Raw genomic sequence first — 17249 nt, forward strand, 5'->3', positions numbered from 1 at the left:
AGGAAGAAAATTAATGCCAGACCGAGAGAAAAACTCAATTTCTTGACTCCGGCTGAGGTCTTTTTCAAAAATATTTCGTAATGTTGCACTCGCTGGTTGACTCTGCCATTTAAATAGCCTCTTGAGGACAAAGCAAAAAAAATCTTTTTTTTGTTTGCAGATTCAAAATAAAGTGTTACCTTTGCACTCGCAAAACAAAAGTGACGGGGTGTAGCTCAGCCCGGTTAGAGTACGCGTCTGGGGGGCGTGTGGTCGCTGGTTCGAATCCAGTCACCCCGACTGGTGAAAAAGCATTGATAATCTGATGATTGTCGATGCTTTTTGCTTTTTAAACGATTCTTGTAACTGTGGCGGTGACGTAACGTGACCCCGTAACGGTTGATGCAAAAAAGCAGACACAAGGCAACAAAAAAAAAGTTCCACAAAATTAATTTTGTGAAACTTTTCTACTCTTTTCCAATATATTCAGCGGAGAGACAGGGATTCGAACCCCGGGTACCTCGCGGTACAACGGTTTTCAAGACCGCCGCAATCGACCACTCTGCCACCTCTCCAAAACGCTTTTCGCGATGTGCTTCCTTTCAAAAGCGCTGCAAAGGTACGGATTATTTTCAATTTGGCAAATATTTCATCACTTTTTTTGATTGTTTTTTCGCATTGTCGTAACTTTGCCGACGATAACCAAATTGTTAGAACAGACATTAACAAGGCATGATATATCCACAAAACTTTGAACAGAAAATAGGGTTCGACCAAATCAGGAACCTTATAAAAGCCAAGTGCCTGAGTACATTGGGCGAAGAAAAAACAGACGGAATGACTTTCTCTAGCGACTACGAAGAAATCAACTGCCGGCTGGAGGAAGTAGTGGAATTCGTCCGCATTCTGGAAGAGGAAGACGAATTTCCCAGCCAATACTTTTTCGATGTGCGCCCTTCGTTGAAACGCATCCGGGTGGAAGGACTGTATTTGGACGAACAGGAACTGTTCGACCTGCGCCGCTCGCTGGAAACGATACGCGACATCGTGGGTTTTCTGCAAAAAGAGGACGAGGAAGACGAAGATTCGCACTCACCCTACCCTGCCCTACACGCCCTGGCTGCCGATATTCTGGTATTTCCACAGCTCATAGCGCGCATCAACAACATTCTTGACAAGTTCGGCAAGATAAAAGACAATGCCTCTGTCGAGCTCTTGCGTATCCGGCGCGAACTGGCTGACACGACAGGCAGCATCTCGCGCAGCCTGAACAGCATCTTGCGCAGTGCACAGGCAGAAGGTTTCGTGGAAAAAGACGTGACGCCGACTATGCGCGACGGACGGTTGGTCATTCCTGTGGCTCCGGGCATGAAGCGCAAGATACGAGGCATCGTACACGATGAATCGGCTACAGGCAAGACCGTTTTCATTGAACCGGCAGAAGTGGTAGAAGCCAATAACCGCATCCGGGAACTGGAAGGTGAAGAGCGACGGGAAATTATCCGCATACTGACCGAATTTTCGGCAACCATCCGCCCGCAAGTACCCGCCATCCTGCAATCATACGAATTCCTGGCACTTATCGACTTTATCCGTGCCAAAGCCCTTTTCTGTATAGATATCAAAGCAGTAAAGCCCGCCTTCGAAGAACAACAAATCATCGACTGGATAGAAGCCGTACACCCATTGCTCCAGAAATCGCTGGCGAAACACAATAAGAAGGTAGTGCCGCTGGACATCGAACTGACCAGCCGCCAACGCATCCTGCTGATATCGGGTCCCAATGCCGGAGGCAAATCGGTATGTCTGAAAACCGTAGGACTGCTGCAATACATGCTCCAATGTGGCTTGTTGATACCGCTGAACGAACGGAGCCATGCGGGCATCTTCGAAAACATCTTTATCGACATCGGCGACGAACAAAGCATCGAAGACGACCTGAGCACCTATTCTTCACACCTTACCAATATGAAGAATATGATGAAATATTGCAACGGCAAGAGCCTTATCCTGATAGACGAGTTCGGCGGAGGTACGGAGCCGCAAATCGGAGGCGCCATTGCCGAAGCGGTACTGAAACGGTTTAACCAGAAACAGACATTCGGGGTCATCACCACCCATTACCAGAACCTGAAGCACTTTGCCGAAGACCACGAAGGCGTAATCAATGGAGCCATGCTCTACGACCGCCACGAAATGCGCGCACTCTTCCAGTTGCAGATAGGAAATCCCGGAAGCTCGTTCGCCGTAGAGATAGCCCGTAAAATCGGATTGCCCGAAGAGGTGATAGCCGATGCCTCGGAAATTGTGGGCAGCGAATACATCCAAAGCGACAAATACCTGCAAGACATCGTGCGCGACAAACGCTACTGGGAAACCAAGCGGCAAAACATCCGCAAGAAAGAAAAGCAGATGGAAGACACCATTGCCCGCTACCAGCAAGAGATAGAAGAACTGGAGCGCAAGCGGAAGGAAATCCTGCAAAAAGCCAAGGAGGATGCCGAACACCTGCTCCAGGAATCGAACGCCAAGATAGAGAACACTATCCGCACCATCAAGGAAGCACAAGCGGAAAAAGAACGCACACGCACGGCACGCCAGGAACTTGCCGATTTCAAGCAAGAAGTGGAGACCATTGACACCGCAGCCCTCGAAGAACAAATAGCCCGCAAAATGGAACGCCTGCGCGAAAAGCAGAAACGCAAAGAAGAGCGGAAGAACAAAAAAGCCGAAACTGCCCCTATGCAGCCGAAAGCAAAGCCCATCTGCACGGGAGACTATGTGCGCATCAAAGGTCAGACAAGTGTAGGACAGGTGTTGGAACTAAACGGACAGAACGCCGTGGTGATGTTCGGACTGATGAAAACCAATGTCAAGACCGAACGGCTGGAACACGCCGACCCACCCAAGATTTCGAACGTGATGGCAAAAGCCACCTTCGTAAGCAGCGAGACGCAAGAACAGATGTACCAGAAGAAACTGAACTTCAAGCAAGACATCGACGTACGGGGCATGCGCGGCGATGAAGCCATACAGGCGGTCACCTATTTCATCGATGATGCCATTCAAGTAGGCGTAAGCCGTGTCCGCATCCTGCATGGAACAGGCTCGGGCATCCTTCGCACACTGATACGCCAATACCTTGCCACTGTACCCGGCGTAGCGCATTTCCAAGACGAGCACGTACAGTTCGGCGGGGCGGGAATCACGGTGGTAGATTTGAAATGACTTACATTATATATAATGAACCATTCACCACAGAGAACACAGAGGGACACAGCGTTTTTTATTTTTATCTCCTCTGTGATACTCTGTGTCATCTGTGGTAAAAGATTAACCATTTCACATACATACTTAAAAAGATGAAATCAATCAGAGAATTATACCGGATAGGCACAGGACCCTCTAGCAGCCACACCATGGGACCGCGGAAAGCTGCCGAACAATTCCTTGCCCGCCATCCCGAAGCAAAATCTTTCGAAGTGACGCTTTACGGAAGCCTTGCCGCTACAGGCAAGGGACACATGACCGATGTGGCCATCTTAGACGTACTCCAACCACACGCACCGGTCGAAATCGTATGGAAACCGCATGTGTTCTTTCCCTTCCACCCCAATGGAATGACTTTCAAGGCTTTCGATGGAAACGGAAAGAAAACCGATGAGTGGACCGTGTTCAGCATCGGAGGAGGGGCACTTGCTGAAGAAGGGCATCCGCAAGGTAGCACTCCTGACATCTATGAAATGAACACGATGAGCCGGATACTCTACTGGTGCGAACACACCGGACGCAGCTACTGGGAATATGTAGAACAATGCGAAGGTAAAGAGATATGGGACTACCTCGCCGAAGTATGGGAAACAATGAAGGCAGCCATCCTGCGTGGATTGGATGCTGAAGGCGTATTGCCTGGACCGCTCAACCTGCGCCGGAAAGCATCGGCATACTACATCAAGGCAAAGGGATTCAAAGACTCGCTCCGCTCACGCGGACTGGTGTTTGCGTACGCCCTTGCCGTAAGCGAGGAAAACGCTTCGGGCGGAAAAATCGTAACTGCCCCCACGTGTGGAGCCTGTGGCGTGGTGCCTGCCGTGCTCTATCATTTACAGAAAACCCGGGAGTTCAGCGATGCCCGCATCCTGCGTGCCCTTGCCACCGCAGGACTGGTAGGAAATATCGTCAAACATAACGCCTCGATATCGGGAGCCGAAGCCGGATGCCAGGCAGAAGTAGGCGTGGCATGCTCGATGGCGGCTGCAGCGGCAAGCCAACTCTTCGGTGGAAGTCCCGCACAGATAGAATATGCTGCCGAGATGGGGCTGGAACACCACTTGGGCATGACGTGCGACCCTGTGTGCGGACTGGTGCAAATTCCCTGCATCGAACGAAACGCCTACGCCGCTGCCCGTGCCCTTGACGCCAATACCTACTCTGCGTTCACCGACGGACACCACCGCGTATCGTTCGACCGTGTAGTAGAAGTAATGAAAGAAACCGGACACGACCTCCCCTCACTCTACAAAGAGACCAGCGAGGGTGGGCTTGCCAAAGACTATCACCCGATGGCAATTGACAATTGACAATTACCAAAGGCTCATCATCTTGTTCTAACAAAAAGTTACTACCCCAAACGTCGGAAACACGGAGTTTCCGACGTTTCTTTTTTATATAAATACCTAAAAATACTGATTTTCTCACTTCCTTTCAGACTCAAGGCCACCGTCTTTTTTCATGAATTTTAGGTATTGACCACCCTCTGAAACCACTCTACCTTTGCATCGTAAAACCAAAACCTAATCAAAATAGCAACATGAAACTAAAGAATCTATTAGCATGTGCGGCCCTTGCATTATTTGCGGCTGCATGCAGCGACGATGAAAACAACAGTATCAACGAGAATCCGGCAGCAGACATCGCCGGCACATATGCAGGCTATTCCGAAGCCTCATTCCAATATACCGATACGCCGCTGGTATCGGCAGGTGAATCGCTGACAATAACCAACGACGGGGAAAACGGCACAGCCACCCTTACTTATACTTCTGCCAGCTTTGGTGAGTTTACCGTAAGTGGAGCCGAAGTGACGCATTCGGGTAGCACGTACAGCGTAAGCGGAAGCGGGTCGACCTTAATGGGAATGGGAGACACGAAAAACGAATACGAATGCACCCTGCAAGGCACACTGTACGAAGGACGGACCGAAGGCACGTTCACTTTCACCGTACCGTCGGTAATGGGTGGGATGACTATCACCTTCACCTTGGGCGACATTCCGGCAGAGAAACTTCTTGCCGGCTCCTACGAAGGATGGACCAATGCCAGCTGCGCTTATTTTGAAAGCATGACGGCCGAAAACCAAACCATCACGCTCTCTGCCAATAACGACGGTACCTTCACCTTGGCATACACATCGGATACGTGGGGCGAGTTTTCATTCACAAGTGTAAGCGCAACCGAAGCCAACGGAACCTATACGTTGAGCGGAGAAGGTACCACCCAAATGGGAATGAACGGCAACGTGAGCGAATATCCCTGCACGCTGAGCGGAAGCATCGATGAAAGCAAGGAAAACGTTAGTTTCACCTTCACCGTACCCGGCGTGATGAGCGGGCTTACCATCACCTTCACCCTGGGCGATATGCCTGCAGCCAACTGATGTATGTACGATTTTCCGATTTACGAGGTACGATTTAAGGCAAATCGTAAATAATCAAATAGTAAATAGTACATGAAATTGTTTCGTCTTTATCAATTGTTCGCGCTGGGGGCAACAATGCTGTTGTTCCCGGCGTGCGACGGCATACTGGACGGCATCTACGACCAGCCCCGCACCACTACCGGCTACGGCTTCAACCCGAACGGCGACGGAACGGGAACACTCTTCATTGATGCCACCGATTATGCCCAGTGGACTTACATCAACCTGCATACCGAAGAAATAGACTCCACCCGCATCACCGGAACGGACGGCACGGAGGTACCAATGGGAGAAAACGCCTCGCTGCCTGCTGAGTGGGACTTCGCTATCCACCGCTACGATGTAAAGACCAACGGCGGTGCTGTATTGGAGACCGAGGCGACCAGCCTGGATGCCGTACTACTGATGAGCAGCATCCCAACGGGGAACTACGTGAGCGACACCGAGACCCAAATCACCATCGATATGTCGGGTATGATGGAGGGCAACATCCTGTATGCCACCTCCAGCTACAACGCCGAGCTTGCCAAATGGCTGGACGTGGACACTAGCACGATGCCACCTATTTATACCTTATCTAATAAGGTGTACATCCTGCGCATGGCCGACGGCACTTATGCCGCCCTGCGCCTCACGGCATTCCGCAACGAGCAGAATACTTCGGGACACCTCACTATCGAATATGCTTATCCGCTGTAGCCCCCAGCCCATTTAATAAAAAACAAAAGAATATGCAACAACCTATACTGAAAAATCTTATCGTGCTGGCGGGCTGCCTCCTCATCGCGGCAAGTGCCGCCGCACAACGCTACGTTTCGGGGAAAGTGCTCGATGCGGACAACGGGCCGCTTGCCGGAGCAACGGTGTTCGTGAAAGAGAACAGAGCCATCGGAATGACCACCGATGCCGAAGGGAACTACCGCCTGCGCCTCCCCGACGGGAAAGCATACACCCTGCAGGCATCGTTCATCGGATACGTGACGCAAAGCCATGCACTCCAACCGGGACAAGACCGGCTGGACTTCGCTTTGGAAGAAGATGCCATAGGTATGGAAACTGTAGTGGTAACGGGTACACGCACGCCCAAGCTGCTGAAAGACGTGCCTATCGTGACACGCGTCATCACCGCCGACGACATCCGCAAGGTAGACGCCACACACATCGGCGACCTGCTGCAGGCAGAGCTGCCAGGCATCGAGTTCTCCTACTCCATGGACCAGCAGACCTCGCTCAACATGCAGGGTTTCGGAGGAAACGCCGTCCTCTTCCTTGTCGACGGCGAAAGGCTGGCGGGCGAAACGCTGGACAACATCGACTACAGCCGCCTGAACCTGGACAACGTGGAACGCATCGAAATCGTGAAAGGGGCGGCATCGTCACTCTATGGCTCGAACGCCGTGGGCGGAGTGGTCAACCTCATCACCAAGGAAGCCACCGAACCGTGGACACTGAACCTGAACGGAAAGTACGGCGCGCACAACGACCAGCGTTACGGAGGCACCTTCACCTTCCGCGCAGGCGACTTCCAGAACAGCCTCAACGTGCAGCACACCTCCACCGACCCCATCGAAGTGGGCACCGTGGGCAAGGACGGCGAGGAGAACGACTTCAGCCGCGTGTACGGCAACCGCACGTGGAACTTCAAGGAACGCCTCGTCTATACCCCTACCGACCGGCTGAAGCTGACCGGACGGCTGGGATACTTCTTCCGCGAACGTGACAAGAGCACATCGAGCAAGGACCGCTACCGCGACTTTTCGGGAGGGCTCCGGGGCAACTATACCTTCAACAAGCGGAGCGACCTGGAACTGTCGTACAGCTTCGACCAGTACGACAAGAGCGACTACGACCCTGCGCAAGACTATGACCTGCGCGACTATACCAACGTGCAGCACACCGTGCGCGCCCTCTACAACTATGCGATGAACGACAAGAACACCCTTACCGTGGGAGGCGACTTCATGCGCGACTACCTGATGAGCTACCAGTTCACCGACAACGGCGACCACGAGCAATACACCGCCGATGCCTTCGCCCAGTTCGACATGAACCCCATCCGCAACCTCAACGTGATGTCGTCTATCCGCTTCGACTATTATTCCGAAGCCGACGTGAAGAACACCTCGTCGAAACTCGGCATCATGTACAAATGGCGCAACTGCTCGCTCCGCGCCTCCTACGCCGGCGGATTCCGCGCCCCCACGCTGAAGGAAATGTACATGGACTTCAACATGGCGAACGTCTTCATGATATACGGCAACGAGAACCTGAAACCCGAAAGCAGCCAAAACTTCTCGCTCTCCGCCGAATACCTGAAGAGCCGCTACAATGTCACCCTGACCGGATATTTCAACCTAGTGGACAACCGCATCACTACCGTGTGGGACCAGAGCCGCAACGGAATGGTCTACTCCAACATCGCCCAGATGAACATCGCCGGGCTAAACGCCGACGTAGCCGCCAAGTATCCCTGCGGCTTGGGCGTGCGCCTCTCGTATGCCTACACCCACGTGCACATCCCCGATGGCGAGCCTTACTTCTCGTCCACCCGTCCCCATTCCGCCACCGCCAAGCTGGACTACGGCAAGCAGTGGAAAAACTACGGTTTCGACGTGACGTTGACCGGCCGCGTCCTCTCGCGCGTCACCACGGACGAATACGTGAGCTATACCGACCCCGACGCAGGCACCACCTCGACCACCTATCCGGCATACACCCTGTGGAAGCTGAACCTTGCGCAGCGCGTGTACCGGGGCATCCGCGTGAACGTAGTGGTGGACAACCTGTTCAATTACCGCCCAGACCACTATTACAACAGCACGCCCACCACCACCGGCACCACCGTTTCCGTGGGGCTTTCGCTCGACGTGAACCAGCTGTTCTGACGGAAAAGGCATCGGAACACGTGCAAAATGCAATTTAGAGGTCTGAAATCGACCTTGCAACACTTGCAAAATCAGTTTTAGAGGTCTAAAATCCATTTTGCAGACGTGCAAAGTCCGAAACTGAGGTCTAAAATACACTTTGCAACACTTGCAAAATCAGTTTTAGAGGTCTAAAATCCATTTTGCAGGCGTGCAAAATCCGAAACTGAGGTCTAAAACACATTTTGCAAGTGTCCGAAGGTCTGCGGCGAGGGGCTAAAATCCATTTTCCGGGTGTCCGAAGGTCTGCGGCGACCCCTCGCCGCACATTTTCCACCTCTCCGAAGGGCGGAGACAGACAGGATAAAACCTCTCGCCACAGAGTAAAAACACAGATTTTCGCGGATTAACGCAGATTAAAACAGATAATCAAAATGAGAATCTGCGAAAATCTGTGTTAATCTGCGTTTCTGAACAGACAAATTATAGTTTCAACATCTACTTAAAAACAAATGAGCAATGAAAAAGAAAAGAATGATTGTGTTGGGTAGCCTCCTCGTAGCCGCCCTCCTGCTGTTCGCCGTATGGAACAGCTGGTTCAGCGCCACGAAGATAGGCTTCATCAACTACCAGGCCATTACCCTGGGCGAAATTTCGAAAGCCAATGACAACCCGTTCATCCGCCTCGCCGAAATCGGCACCGACGAACTGGACAAGCTGGACGGTTGCGACATGGTTTTCATCAACGCGATGGGCATCCGCATCACCGAAGAGCAGCGCGCCCTTATCCAAAAAGCCGCTGACAGAGGGCTTCCCGTCCTCTCGACAGCGGTCACCAACCCTGCTAACGACATCTGCTCGCTCGACTCCGCCACCGCCGCTCCCCTGCGTGCCTATCTGGCTGGCGGCGGAAGGCGCAACTACCGCAGCATGCTGGAATATGTGCGCGGCACGGTGGACGGCAAGCTGATTTCCACCCGTGAGCCGGAACCTGTGCAGGAAGCGGCAAACGAAATGCTGTACCACATCGACCCCTCCCACCCCGATGACGAGGCAAAAGGCTTCAACACCGTAGCCGGATACAACCAATTTCTGAAAGAGCACGACCTGTGGAAAGACGGTGCGCCACGCATCATCATCACCGGACAGATGGGCGAACCCACCGACCTCATCCGCCGGCTGGAAGAGACGGGCAACGTGGTCTATCCCGTGCGCCGCATGAAGAGCTTCATCACCCGCCACCAGATAGACTCGGTGCGTCCCTCTGCCGTCATCAACATGGCACACGGGCGCATGGGCGACTACATCACCGATTACCTGACCCGGCAGAACATCCCCCTCTTCGCCCCGCTGAACGTGAACACGCTGGTGGAAGACTGGGAAAACGACCCGATGGGGATGAACGGCGGATTTCTCTCGCAAAGCGTGGTGACACCTGAGATTGACGGAGCCATCCGCCCTTTCGCGCTCTTCGGCCACTATGCCGACAAGGAGGGGCTGCAACATGCGTCCGCCATCCCCGAACGGCTGGAGACCTTTGTGCAGACCGTGAACAATTACATCGCCCTGCAACGCAAGCCCAACGCCGAAAAGCGCATTGCCATCGTCTATTATAAAGGACCGGGACAGAACGCCCTGACCGCTTCGGGCATGGAGGTAGTGCCCTCGCTCTACAACCTACTGGTGCGCCTGCGCCAGGAAGGATACCGGGTAGACGGGATGCCGGAGAGCAGCGAAGCCCTCGGACGGCTCATCCAAGAGCGCGGCACCGTGTTCAGCACCTACGCCGAAGGAGCTTCCGACCGGTTTATGCGCGAAGGACATCCGCAACTGATTACGAAAGACGAATACGAAAACTGGGTGAAGCAAAGCATCCGCCCCGAACAGTATGACCAAGTGACAGAGGCGAACGGAGAGTTTCCAGGCGAATACATGGCAACGGCGGACGGCAAGCTGGGTATCGCCCGCCTGCAGTTCGGCAATGTCGTTCTGCTTCCCCAACCGGCGGCAGGAGCGGGCAGCAACTCGTTCCAGATAGTGCACGGCACCGATGCCGCACCTCCTCATAGCTACATCGCCCCCTACTTATGGGTGCAATACGGATTCAAGGCAGATGCGCTGATTCACTTCGGCACCCACGGAAGCCTTGAATTCACTCCGCGCAAGCAGGTGGCGCTGAGCAGCAAAGACTGGCCCGACCGCCTCGTAGGCGCCCTGCCCCATTTCTACATCTATACCATCGGCAATGTGGGCGAAGGGGTCATCGCCAAACGCCGCTCGTATGCCGGGCTGCAATCGTACCTCACGCCTCCGTTTATGGAAAGCAACGTGCGCGGCACCTACCGCGAACTGAGTGAAGCCGTAAAGAACTACAACAACCTGCTGGAAGAAAACGTTCTCGACCGTTCCGCCCTCGACCGGGCATCGCTGAAGGTGAAAGCCCTGACCGTCAAGCTGGGCATCCACCGCGACCTGGGGCTGGACAGCCTGCTGACCCGTCCTTACACCGAAGACGAAGTGGCACGTGTCGAAAATTTTGCCGAAGAGCTTGCCAACGAAAAGATAACAGGGCAGCTATACACGATGGGCGTGCCCTACGAACAGGCACGTATCGAATCGAGCGTATACGCCATGGCTACCGAACCCATAGCCTATAGCCTGCTGGCACTGGACAAGCTGAACGGGAAAACAGGTCCGCAGACCGAGAAGCACCGCAGCCGGTTCACTCGCCTGTACCTCACTCCGGCACGCACGCTGGTCGCCCGCCTGCTTGCCAATCCCTCGCTTGCCACCGACGAACTGGTATGCCGCACCACCGGCATCACGCAAGCCCAGCTGGACGAAGCACGCGAGATAGAAGCCTCGCGCCAGCGTCCCGAAGGCATGCTGTCGATGATGATGCAGGCAGCCGAAGAGATGCAGGAAAAACCCGCCTCAATGCCTGTCCGACATCCGTCGGGCATCAGCGCAAAGATGCACGAGCAAATGAAAAAAGCCGGACAAGGCATGGATCCCGACAAGGCACTGGCAATGGCAAAGAAAATGGGTGCCGACTCCGCCTCGCTCCACAAAATGGAAGAAGCGATGAAGCGTCACGCCACTTCCTCCCAACCTGCCGGAGGAGGCATGGCGGCAATGATGAAGCAGATGATGCAGCGCAAAGAATACACCAAGGAACAAATCGCCCGCGCCACGGCAATCATGGAAGTGGAACGTGCCGTCAAGAACGTGAACCGCTATCGTACCGCCCTGCTGGAAAGCCCTGCCAAGGAACTGGAAAACATGATGAACGCCCTTGCCGGAGGCTATACGCAGCCTTCGCCCGGAGGCGACCCGATAGCCAATCCCAACACCTTGCCCACCGGACGCAACCTCTATGCCATCAATGCCGAAGCCACTCCGTCTGAAGCTGCATGGGAAAAAGGTATCCGCCTGGCGAACAACACCATCGAAATGTACAAGAGCCGCCACCACGACTCCATCCCGCGCAAGGTGAGCTATACGTTATGGAGCAGCGAATTCATTGAGACCGAAGGAGCCACCGTGGCACAAATCCTGTACATGCTGGGCGTAGAACCCATCCGCGATGCTTTCGGGCGTGTAAACGACATCCGGCTGATTCCGTCGAAAGAATTGGGCCGTCCGCGCATCGATGTGGTAGTGCAGACCAGCGGACAATTGCGCGACTTAGCGGCATCCCGCCTCTTCTTGATTAACCGTGCCGTAGAAATGGCTGCGGCAGCCAAAGACGATATGTACGAAAACCAGGTAGCAGCAGGAATCGTTGAAACCGAACGTGCCCTGATAGAGAAAGGGCTTACACCGAAAGATGCCCGCGAAATGTCGGCATACCGTGTATTCGGAGGCGTAAACGGCGGATACGGCACCGGCATCCAAGGAATGGTAGAAGCCGGAGACCGCTGGGAAAACGAAAAAGAGATAGCCGGCACCTACCTGCACAATATGGGAGCTTATTACGGAAGCGAAAAGAACTGGGAAGCCTTCCGCCAATATGCGTTCGAAGCTGCCTTGACCCGTACCGATGCCGTCGTACAGCCCCGCCAAAGCAACACATGGGGTGCGCTGAGCCTCGACCACGTGTACGAGTTCATGGGAGGCATGAACCTGGCGGTGCGCAACGTCACCGGAAAAGACCCCGATGCCTACCTGAGCGATTACCGCAACCGCAACAACGTACGGATGCAGGAAGTGAAAGAAGCTATCGGAGTAGAGAGCCGCACCACCATCCTCAATCCCGCCTACATCCGCGAAAAGATGAAAGGCGATGCCGGAGCGGCAAGCTCCATCGCCGAAATCGTGCAGAACACCTACGGCTGGAACGTAATGAAGCCCCAGGCCATCGACCAGCAGTTATGGAACGACATCTACGACGTGTATGTCAAGGATAAATACCATCTCGGCACACAAGACTATTTTGAAGGCAAAAATCCTGCCGCCCTGCAGAACATGACCGCCGTGATGCTGGAAACCGCCCGCAAAGGATACTGGAAAGCATCGCCCCAGCAGTTGAAAGCCGTGGCAGAACTGCACACTGGACTAGTTGCCAAGTACGGCACTTCGGGAGGAGGATTCGCCGACAACAACGCCAAACTGCAAGACTTCATCGCCGCAAACGTCAGTGCCCCGCAAGCAGCCGGTTACAAACAACGCATAGACGGGATGAAAGAAGCTGCCCTTGCCGACGGAACCGTACAGAAAGGCATGACTCTCAAGAAGAGCACCGTAAACGCTTCCAGTCAGCCCGAAGAGGAAACCAACAAGCTGAGCAGCACCGTAGTAATCAGTGTTGTGCTTGCCGCCTTCATCATCCTGCTGATGATACTGAAAAGAAAACGTTCACAAAACCATAAATAAAATGGAACAAATCATTCTCATCCTGATGCTGTTCATCGCCATAAACTGCGCTTTCAAGCTCAGTCTGTGGCGGTGGTGGCAGGCAGGCATCTATAGCCTGATTGTGGCGGCATTCACCGCGCTGGCATATCCGTATGCCATCCTGCAATCGAAAACACAGATAGCCGACTACCTGCAGAACACCGAAGCCCTGCAGAACATGGCGGTCATCATCACCCTTGAGTCCGCCCTCTGCTTCGGGTTCTGCGTCACCTACCTGCGCGGGCTTTACGGAAAGAAGAATCCCTGGTGGGCAAAGCTGCTGTGGTGGTACCCCAGCCTGCTCTTGTTCCCCGTGGTGTTCTATTGCCTCACCGAAGCCATTTTTACCTTTGTAGGAACCGCATTCAGCACAACCGCTTACATCGTGGCGGCTTTGATGCTAATGGGCATTCCGGCATTGGCAAAGGCAGTAACATACTTCGTTCCGGAAAAAGACCTGCGGCTGGAAATCCATTTCCTCATCAGCCTCTTCGTCTGCATCCTCGGACTGCTCACCACCGTAAACGGCAAGACGGTCTATGCCGCCGCAGACGAACCGGTCAACTGGAATGCCGTAACGCTTGCCCTTTCGCTCTTCGTTATCCTATTCATCGTAGGTTATGTATGGAGCCAAATCAAGTATCCACTTATCCACCGATGGAAAGAACGGAAAATGAAAAAACGTTATTAACTATTCACTATTAATTATTAATTCAAGAATAATGGAATTTATCTCTAAAATGCTTTTCTGGGTAGCCAACAGCCTGTTGATACCCGATGTAATTATCCTGCTTTTCCTCTTCGTGCGTGCACTTATCCTTATCGGAGGCACCTACAACATGTACATCACCAAACGTAAAAACGACCAAGCATTCGATCATCTTATCAAAGAAGGCAACATAGAAGCCCTGAAGCAGGCATTGCCCGACAAAGACAATTCGCTCTACATCTGCTACCTGCGCGACATACTCAGCCGTCCCGTCAACGAAGACTATGCCGACTTTACCCTCTCCAAGTTCGAGGTGGAAGCCGAGAAAGACGTTGCACTCTCCAAGATGCTCTCCAAGTTAGGACCCGTATTGGGACTGATTGGCACCCTGATTGCCATGAGCCCTGCATTGGTCGGACTCTCAACAGGCGACATTGCCGGCATGGCATACAACATGCAAGTGGTGTTTGCCACCACCGTAGTGGGTTTGGTAGTCAGTGCCGTAGGGCTGGTTTCGATGCAATTCAAGCAACGCTGGTATGCCAAGTGCGTCAACAACCTCGACTATGTGTCGCGCCTGTTGATTGAGAAAGGAGGGCAAGTATGAGTAGACGTAACCGCCGTGTCAGCTTCTTCAAGAAAGAAGAAGACACCGACCCGTTAAGTGTAGTGGTCAACCTCTTCGACGTAGCAATGGTATTCGCAGTCTCCCTGATGGTAGCGATGGTGATGCACATGAACATGACCGAAGTGTTCACCGACAAAGACTTCACCATCGTAAAGAATCCCGGCAAAGACAACATGGAAATCATCACCAAGGAAGGCAAGCAAATCAACCGTTACACGCCCAGTCAGGACCAGTCGTCCAGCGGCAAGCGAGGCAAGAAAGTGGGCATCGCCTACGAACTGGAAAACGGTGAAATCATCTACGTGCCCGAAGGGGAATGACAAATGTCCGCCATTAGCCTATTCGGTTGAATTGAAAACGCAGTAGTACTGCATCTGCCTACGGATATATACTTCATCGGCAGATGCAGTATATATTCAACCGTGGATGCAGTATATATTCAACAGCAGATGCAGTATATATTCAACAGCAGATGCAGTATATATTCATTTTTAGGAATATGTCCTTGATTACACCAGACAAGGCAGCACTGTTAAGAAACTGTTTTTGAATTTATCGTGCGATGATTTGGGATGAGTTTTTGAGGCATTTCCGCTTGTGTGATGAGGAAGATAGCAGGCTATCTGACGAAGAACAGAAGCGGAAAGGACCAAAAAATCGCCCAAAGCACACACGAAAACGAATACATCAAAACGAGAAAAAACTTTTTGGAGAAATTCAAAACAGTTTTAAATTTTACCGGTGCAAATCTGTGCTCCATCAGTGTGCTGTATGCTATTCGTTATCCGTCTGTGTGCCGTATTTTAGGAAAATCGGGCAATTTCACGTATCTTTGCGGCACAATTCACCAAACATATATCCAGACAAATGAAAACATACCAGACTTATCTTTTCGATTTCGACTATACATTGGCAGATTCGTCGAAAGGCATCGTGATGTGTTACCGCAACGTGCTCGAACGCCATCATCATACCGGCATCAGCGATGAAGCCATCAAGCGGACCATTGGCAAAACGCTGGTGGAATCGTTCTCCCTCCTCAGCGGAATCACCGATGCCGATACCCTGGAAGCCTACCGGAAGGAATACGTAAAGGAAGCGGACAAGTATATGACGGCAAACACCCACCTCTTCCCCGAAACCTCACACGTGCTGGCAACGCTGAAAGCACGCGGAGCGAAACTGGGCATCATCTCCACCAAATACCGTTACCGCATCATGGAACTGTTGGGACATGCGCTTCCCGAAAGCACGGTCGACCTTATCGTAGGTGGAGAAGACGTGCAGACTCCTAAGCCTTCGCCCGAAGGCGTATTCATCGCCCTCGAAAAGCTACAAACAGAAAAAACGGATGTCCTGTACGTAGGCGACAGCACTGTAGATGCGGAAACTGCCCGGGCGGCAGGAATAGACTTTGCAGGCGTGCTTCACGGAACAACCACCCGGGAAGAGCTTGCCGCCTATCCGCATACCGGCATTATGAACGACCTTACAGCATTGCTGAAAAACGAATAACACGTTCTACGTCCATCTGGCATAAAAAAGAGGCTTTCAATGAAAGCCTCTTTTTCTACCTAAATACGTTTTCGGATTTGATTATGCTTCAGCCGCAGCAGGAACTACCGATACATAACTCTTGTCTTTACGACCTCTCTTGAAGCATACGGTTCCATCTACCAATGCGTAAAGTGTATGGTCGCTTCCCATACCTACATTTTCGCCGGGGTTATGAACTGTACCTCTCTGACGAACAATGATGTTACCAGCTTTGCAAGCTGAACCGCCGAATATCTTTACGCCTAATCGTTTGCTTTCCGATTCACGACCGTTCTTCGAACTACCTACACCTTTTTTATGTGCCATTTTCTTCTACGTTTTAAATGATTAAGCAATAACTTGTTTGATGGTCAATTCAGTAAACTGTTGACGATGACCGTTCAGTTTTCTGTAGCCTTTTCTTCTCTTCTTGTGGAATACCAGCACTTTATCGCCTTTTACCAGCGGAGAAACTACTTCGCAAACCACTTTGGCTCCTTCTACGGTAGGAGCACCCACTTTTACTTCACCGTTGTTGTCTACCAACAAAACTTTGTCAAATTCAACAGTTGCACCGCTTTCTGCGTTTTGAATGTGCTGAACGAAGAGCTTGTTTCCTTCTTCAACCTTGAACTGTTGACCGTTAATTTCTACAATTACGTACATTTCTTTTTAAATTATTAAACGGGTTTTCTCCGCAAGGTGAATCCGTCTCACAGATTACTTGTCTACCTCCACGGACTAAATCGGCTGCAAAGATATAGCTTTAAATCCATATAACCAACTTTTTATGCAGCATTTTCACGCAGAGTTTGTTTAAATTTTCCAATGGCAGAGTCAACCAGCGAGTGCAACATTACGAAATATTTTTGAAAAAGACCTCAGCCGGAGTCGAGAAATTGAGTTTTTCTCTCGGTCTGGCATTAATTTTCTTCCTGA

13 protein-coding genes and 2 tRNA genes are annotated in these 17249 nt (G+C 52.2%); 12 read left to right on the forward strand and 3 right to left on the reverse strand.

Translation table 11 applies throughout. The features are described 5' to 3' along the window. Positions 1-204: 204 nt before the first annotated feature. Positions 205-279 (forward strand) — tRNA-Pro (locus B5F71_RS15315). A 190-nt stretch (positions 280-469) separates the two neighbouring features. Here B5F71_RS15315 and B5F71_RS15320 read toward each other — a convergent pair. Beyond that, positions 470-554, reverse strand: a tRNA-Ser gene (locus B5F71_RS15320). Between the two features lie 157 nt (positions 555-711). On the opposite strand from B5F71_RS15320, the gene B5F71_RS15325 reads away from it, so the two are divergent. The 11 genes from B5F71_RS15325 to B5F71_RS15370 all read left to right on the forward strand — a co-directional run bounded on the left by B5F71_RS15325 (position 712) and on the right by B5F71_RS15370 (position 16289). Beyond that, positions 712-3207, forward strand: a complete 2496-nt coding sequence (locus B5F71_RS15325) for a Smr/MutS family protein (RefSeq protein ID WP_087211949.1) — start codon at positions 712-714, stop codon at positions 3205-3207. Between the two features lie 134 nt (positions 3208-3341). Further along, a complete protein-coding gene (locus B5F71_RS15330) occupies positions 3342-4559 on the forward strand; it encodes an L-serine ammonia-lyase (RefSeq protein WP_013617249.1) in 1218 nt (405 codons plus the stop codon). Between the two features lie 230 nt (positions 4560-4789). Next, positions 4790-5635, forward strand: a complete 846-nt coding sequence (locus B5F71_RS15335; RefSeq protein WP_087211952.1) for a calycin-like domain-containing protein — start codon at positions 4790-4792, stop codon at positions 5633-5635. A gap of 72 nt (positions 5636-5707) precedes the next feature. Beyond that, a complete protein-coding gene (locus B5F71_RS15340; protein WP_087211955.1) occupies positions 5708-6376 on the forward strand; it encodes an HmuY family protein in 669 nt (222 codons plus the stop codon). Positions 6377-6408: 32 nt separating this feature from the next. Next, positions 6409-8562, forward strand: a complete 2154-nt coding sequence (locus B5F71_RS15345; RefSeq protein ID WP_087211958.1) for a TonB-dependent receptor — start codon at positions 6409-6411, stop codon at positions 8560-8562. A 498-nt stretch (positions 8563-9060) separates the two neighbouring features. After that, positions 9061-13416, forward strand: coding sequence for a cobaltochelatase subunit CobN (locus tag B5F71_RS15350; protein ID WP_087211961.1), 4356 nt, complete (start codon positions 9061-9063; stop codon positions 13414-13416). Position 13417: 1 nt separating this feature from the next. Next, the gene (locus tag B5F71_RS15355) at positions 13418-14128 is read left to right on the forward strand and encodes a hypothetical protein (RefSeq protein WP_087211964.1); all 711 of its coding nucleotides are present in this window, start codon (positions 13418-13420) and stop codon (positions 14126-14128) included. Positions 14129-14159: 31 nt separating this feature from the next. Next, entirely contained in the window at positions 14160-14753 is a 594-nt protein-coding gene (locus tag B5F71_RS15360) for a MotA/TolQ/ExbB proton channel family protein (protein WP_087211967.1), read from the forward strand. Then, entirely contained in the window at positions 14750-15094 is a 345-nt protein-coding gene (locus B5F71_RS15365; RefSeq protein ID WP_022039822.1) for a DUF2149 domain-containing protein, read from the forward strand. The genes B5F71_RS15360 and B5F71_RS15365 overlap by 4 nt, the downstream gene beginning before the upstream one ends. 242 nt (positions 15095-15336) lie before the next feature. Further along, a complete protein-coding gene (locus tag B5F71_RS20415) occupies positions 15337-15645 on the forward strand; it encodes a hypothetical protein (protein ID WP_158098118.1) in 309 nt (102 codons plus the stop codon). Further along, a complete protein-coding gene (locus B5F71_RS15370) occupies positions 15642-16289 on the forward strand; it encodes an HAD-IA family hydrolase (protein ID WP_087211974.1) in 648 nt (215 codons plus the stop codon). Before B5F71_RS20415 ends, B5F71_RS15370 begins: the two co-directional genes overlap by 4 nt. A gap of 81 nt (positions 16290-16370) precedes the next feature. Here B5F71_RS15370 and rpmA read toward each other — a convergent pair whose 3' ends face one another. Both rpmA and rplU read right to left on the reverse strand, forming a co-directional pair. Then, the gene (gene rpmA / locus B5F71_RS15375; RefSeq protein WP_087211979.1) at positions 16371-16637 is read right to left on the reverse strand and encodes a 50S ribosomal protein L27; all 267 of its coding nucleotides are present in this window, start codon (positions 16635-16637) and stop codon (positions 16371-16373) included. 21 nt (positions 16638-16658) lie between these two features. Then, positions 16659-16976, reverse strand: a complete 318-nt coding sequence (gene rplU / locus B5F71_RS15380; RefSeq protein ID WP_022038690.1) for a 50S ribosomal protein L21 — start codon at positions 16974-16976, stop codon at positions 16659-16661. Positions 16977-17249: the final 273 nt, after the last annotated feature.

This window comes from Bacteroides sp. An269 (assembly GCF_002159755.1).
Classification (GTDB): Bacteria; Bacteroidota; Bacteroidia; order Bacteroidales; family Bacteroidaceae; genus Phocaeicola; species Phocaeicola intestinalis.

Coding starts and splice junctions, on each gene's coding strand:
- B5F71_RS15330 (WP_013617249.1), top strand. CDS start 3,342: ATGAAATCAATCAGAGAATTATACCGGATAGGCACAGGACCCTCTAGC.
- rpmA (WP_087211979.1), bottom strand. CDS start 16,637: ATGGCACATAAAAAAGGTGTAGGTAGTTCGAAGAACGGTCGTGAATCG.
- B5F71_RS15355 (WP_087211964.1), top strand. CDS start 13,418: ATGGAACAAATCATTCTCATCCTGATGCTGTTCATCGCCATAAACTGC.
- B5F71_RS15345 (WP_087211958.1), top strand. CDS start 6,409: ATGCAACAACCTATACTGAAAAATCTTATCGTGCTGGCGGGCTGCCTC.
- B5F71_RS15370 (WP_087211974.1), top strand. CDS start 15,642: ATGAAAACATACCAGACTTATCTTTTCGATTTCGACTATACATTGGCA.
- rplU (WP_022038690.1), bottom strand. CDS start 16,976: ATGTACGTAATTGTAGAAATTAACGGTCAACAGTTCAAGGTTGAAGAA.
- B5F71_RS20415 (WP_158098118.1), top strand. CDS start 15,337: ATGATTTGGGATGAGTTTTTGAGGCATTTCCGCTTGTGTGATGAGGAA.
- B5F71_RS15325 (WP_087211949.1), top strand. CDS start 712: ATGATATATCCACAAAACTTTGAACAGAAAATAGGGTTCGACCAAATC.
- B5F71_RS15335 (WP_087211952.1), top strand. CDS start 4,790: ATGAAACTAAAGAATCTATTAGCATGTGCGGCCCTTGCATTATTTGCG.
- B5F71_RS15360 (WP_087211967.1), top strand. CDS start 14,160: ATGGAATTTATCTCTAAAATGCTTTTCTGGGTAGCCAACAGCCTGTTG.
- B5F71_RS15350 (WP_087211961.1), top strand. CDS start 9,061: ATGAAAAAGAAAAGAATGATTGTGTTGGGTAGCCTCCTCGTAGCCGCC.
- B5F71_RS15365 (WP_022039822.1), top strand. CDS start 14,750: ATGAGTAGACGTAACCGCCGTGTCAGCTTCTTCAAGAAAGAAGAAGAC.
- B5F71_RS15340 (WP_087211955.1), top strand. CDS start 5,708: ATGAAATTGTTTCGTCTTTATCAATTGTTCGCGCTGGGGGCAACAATG.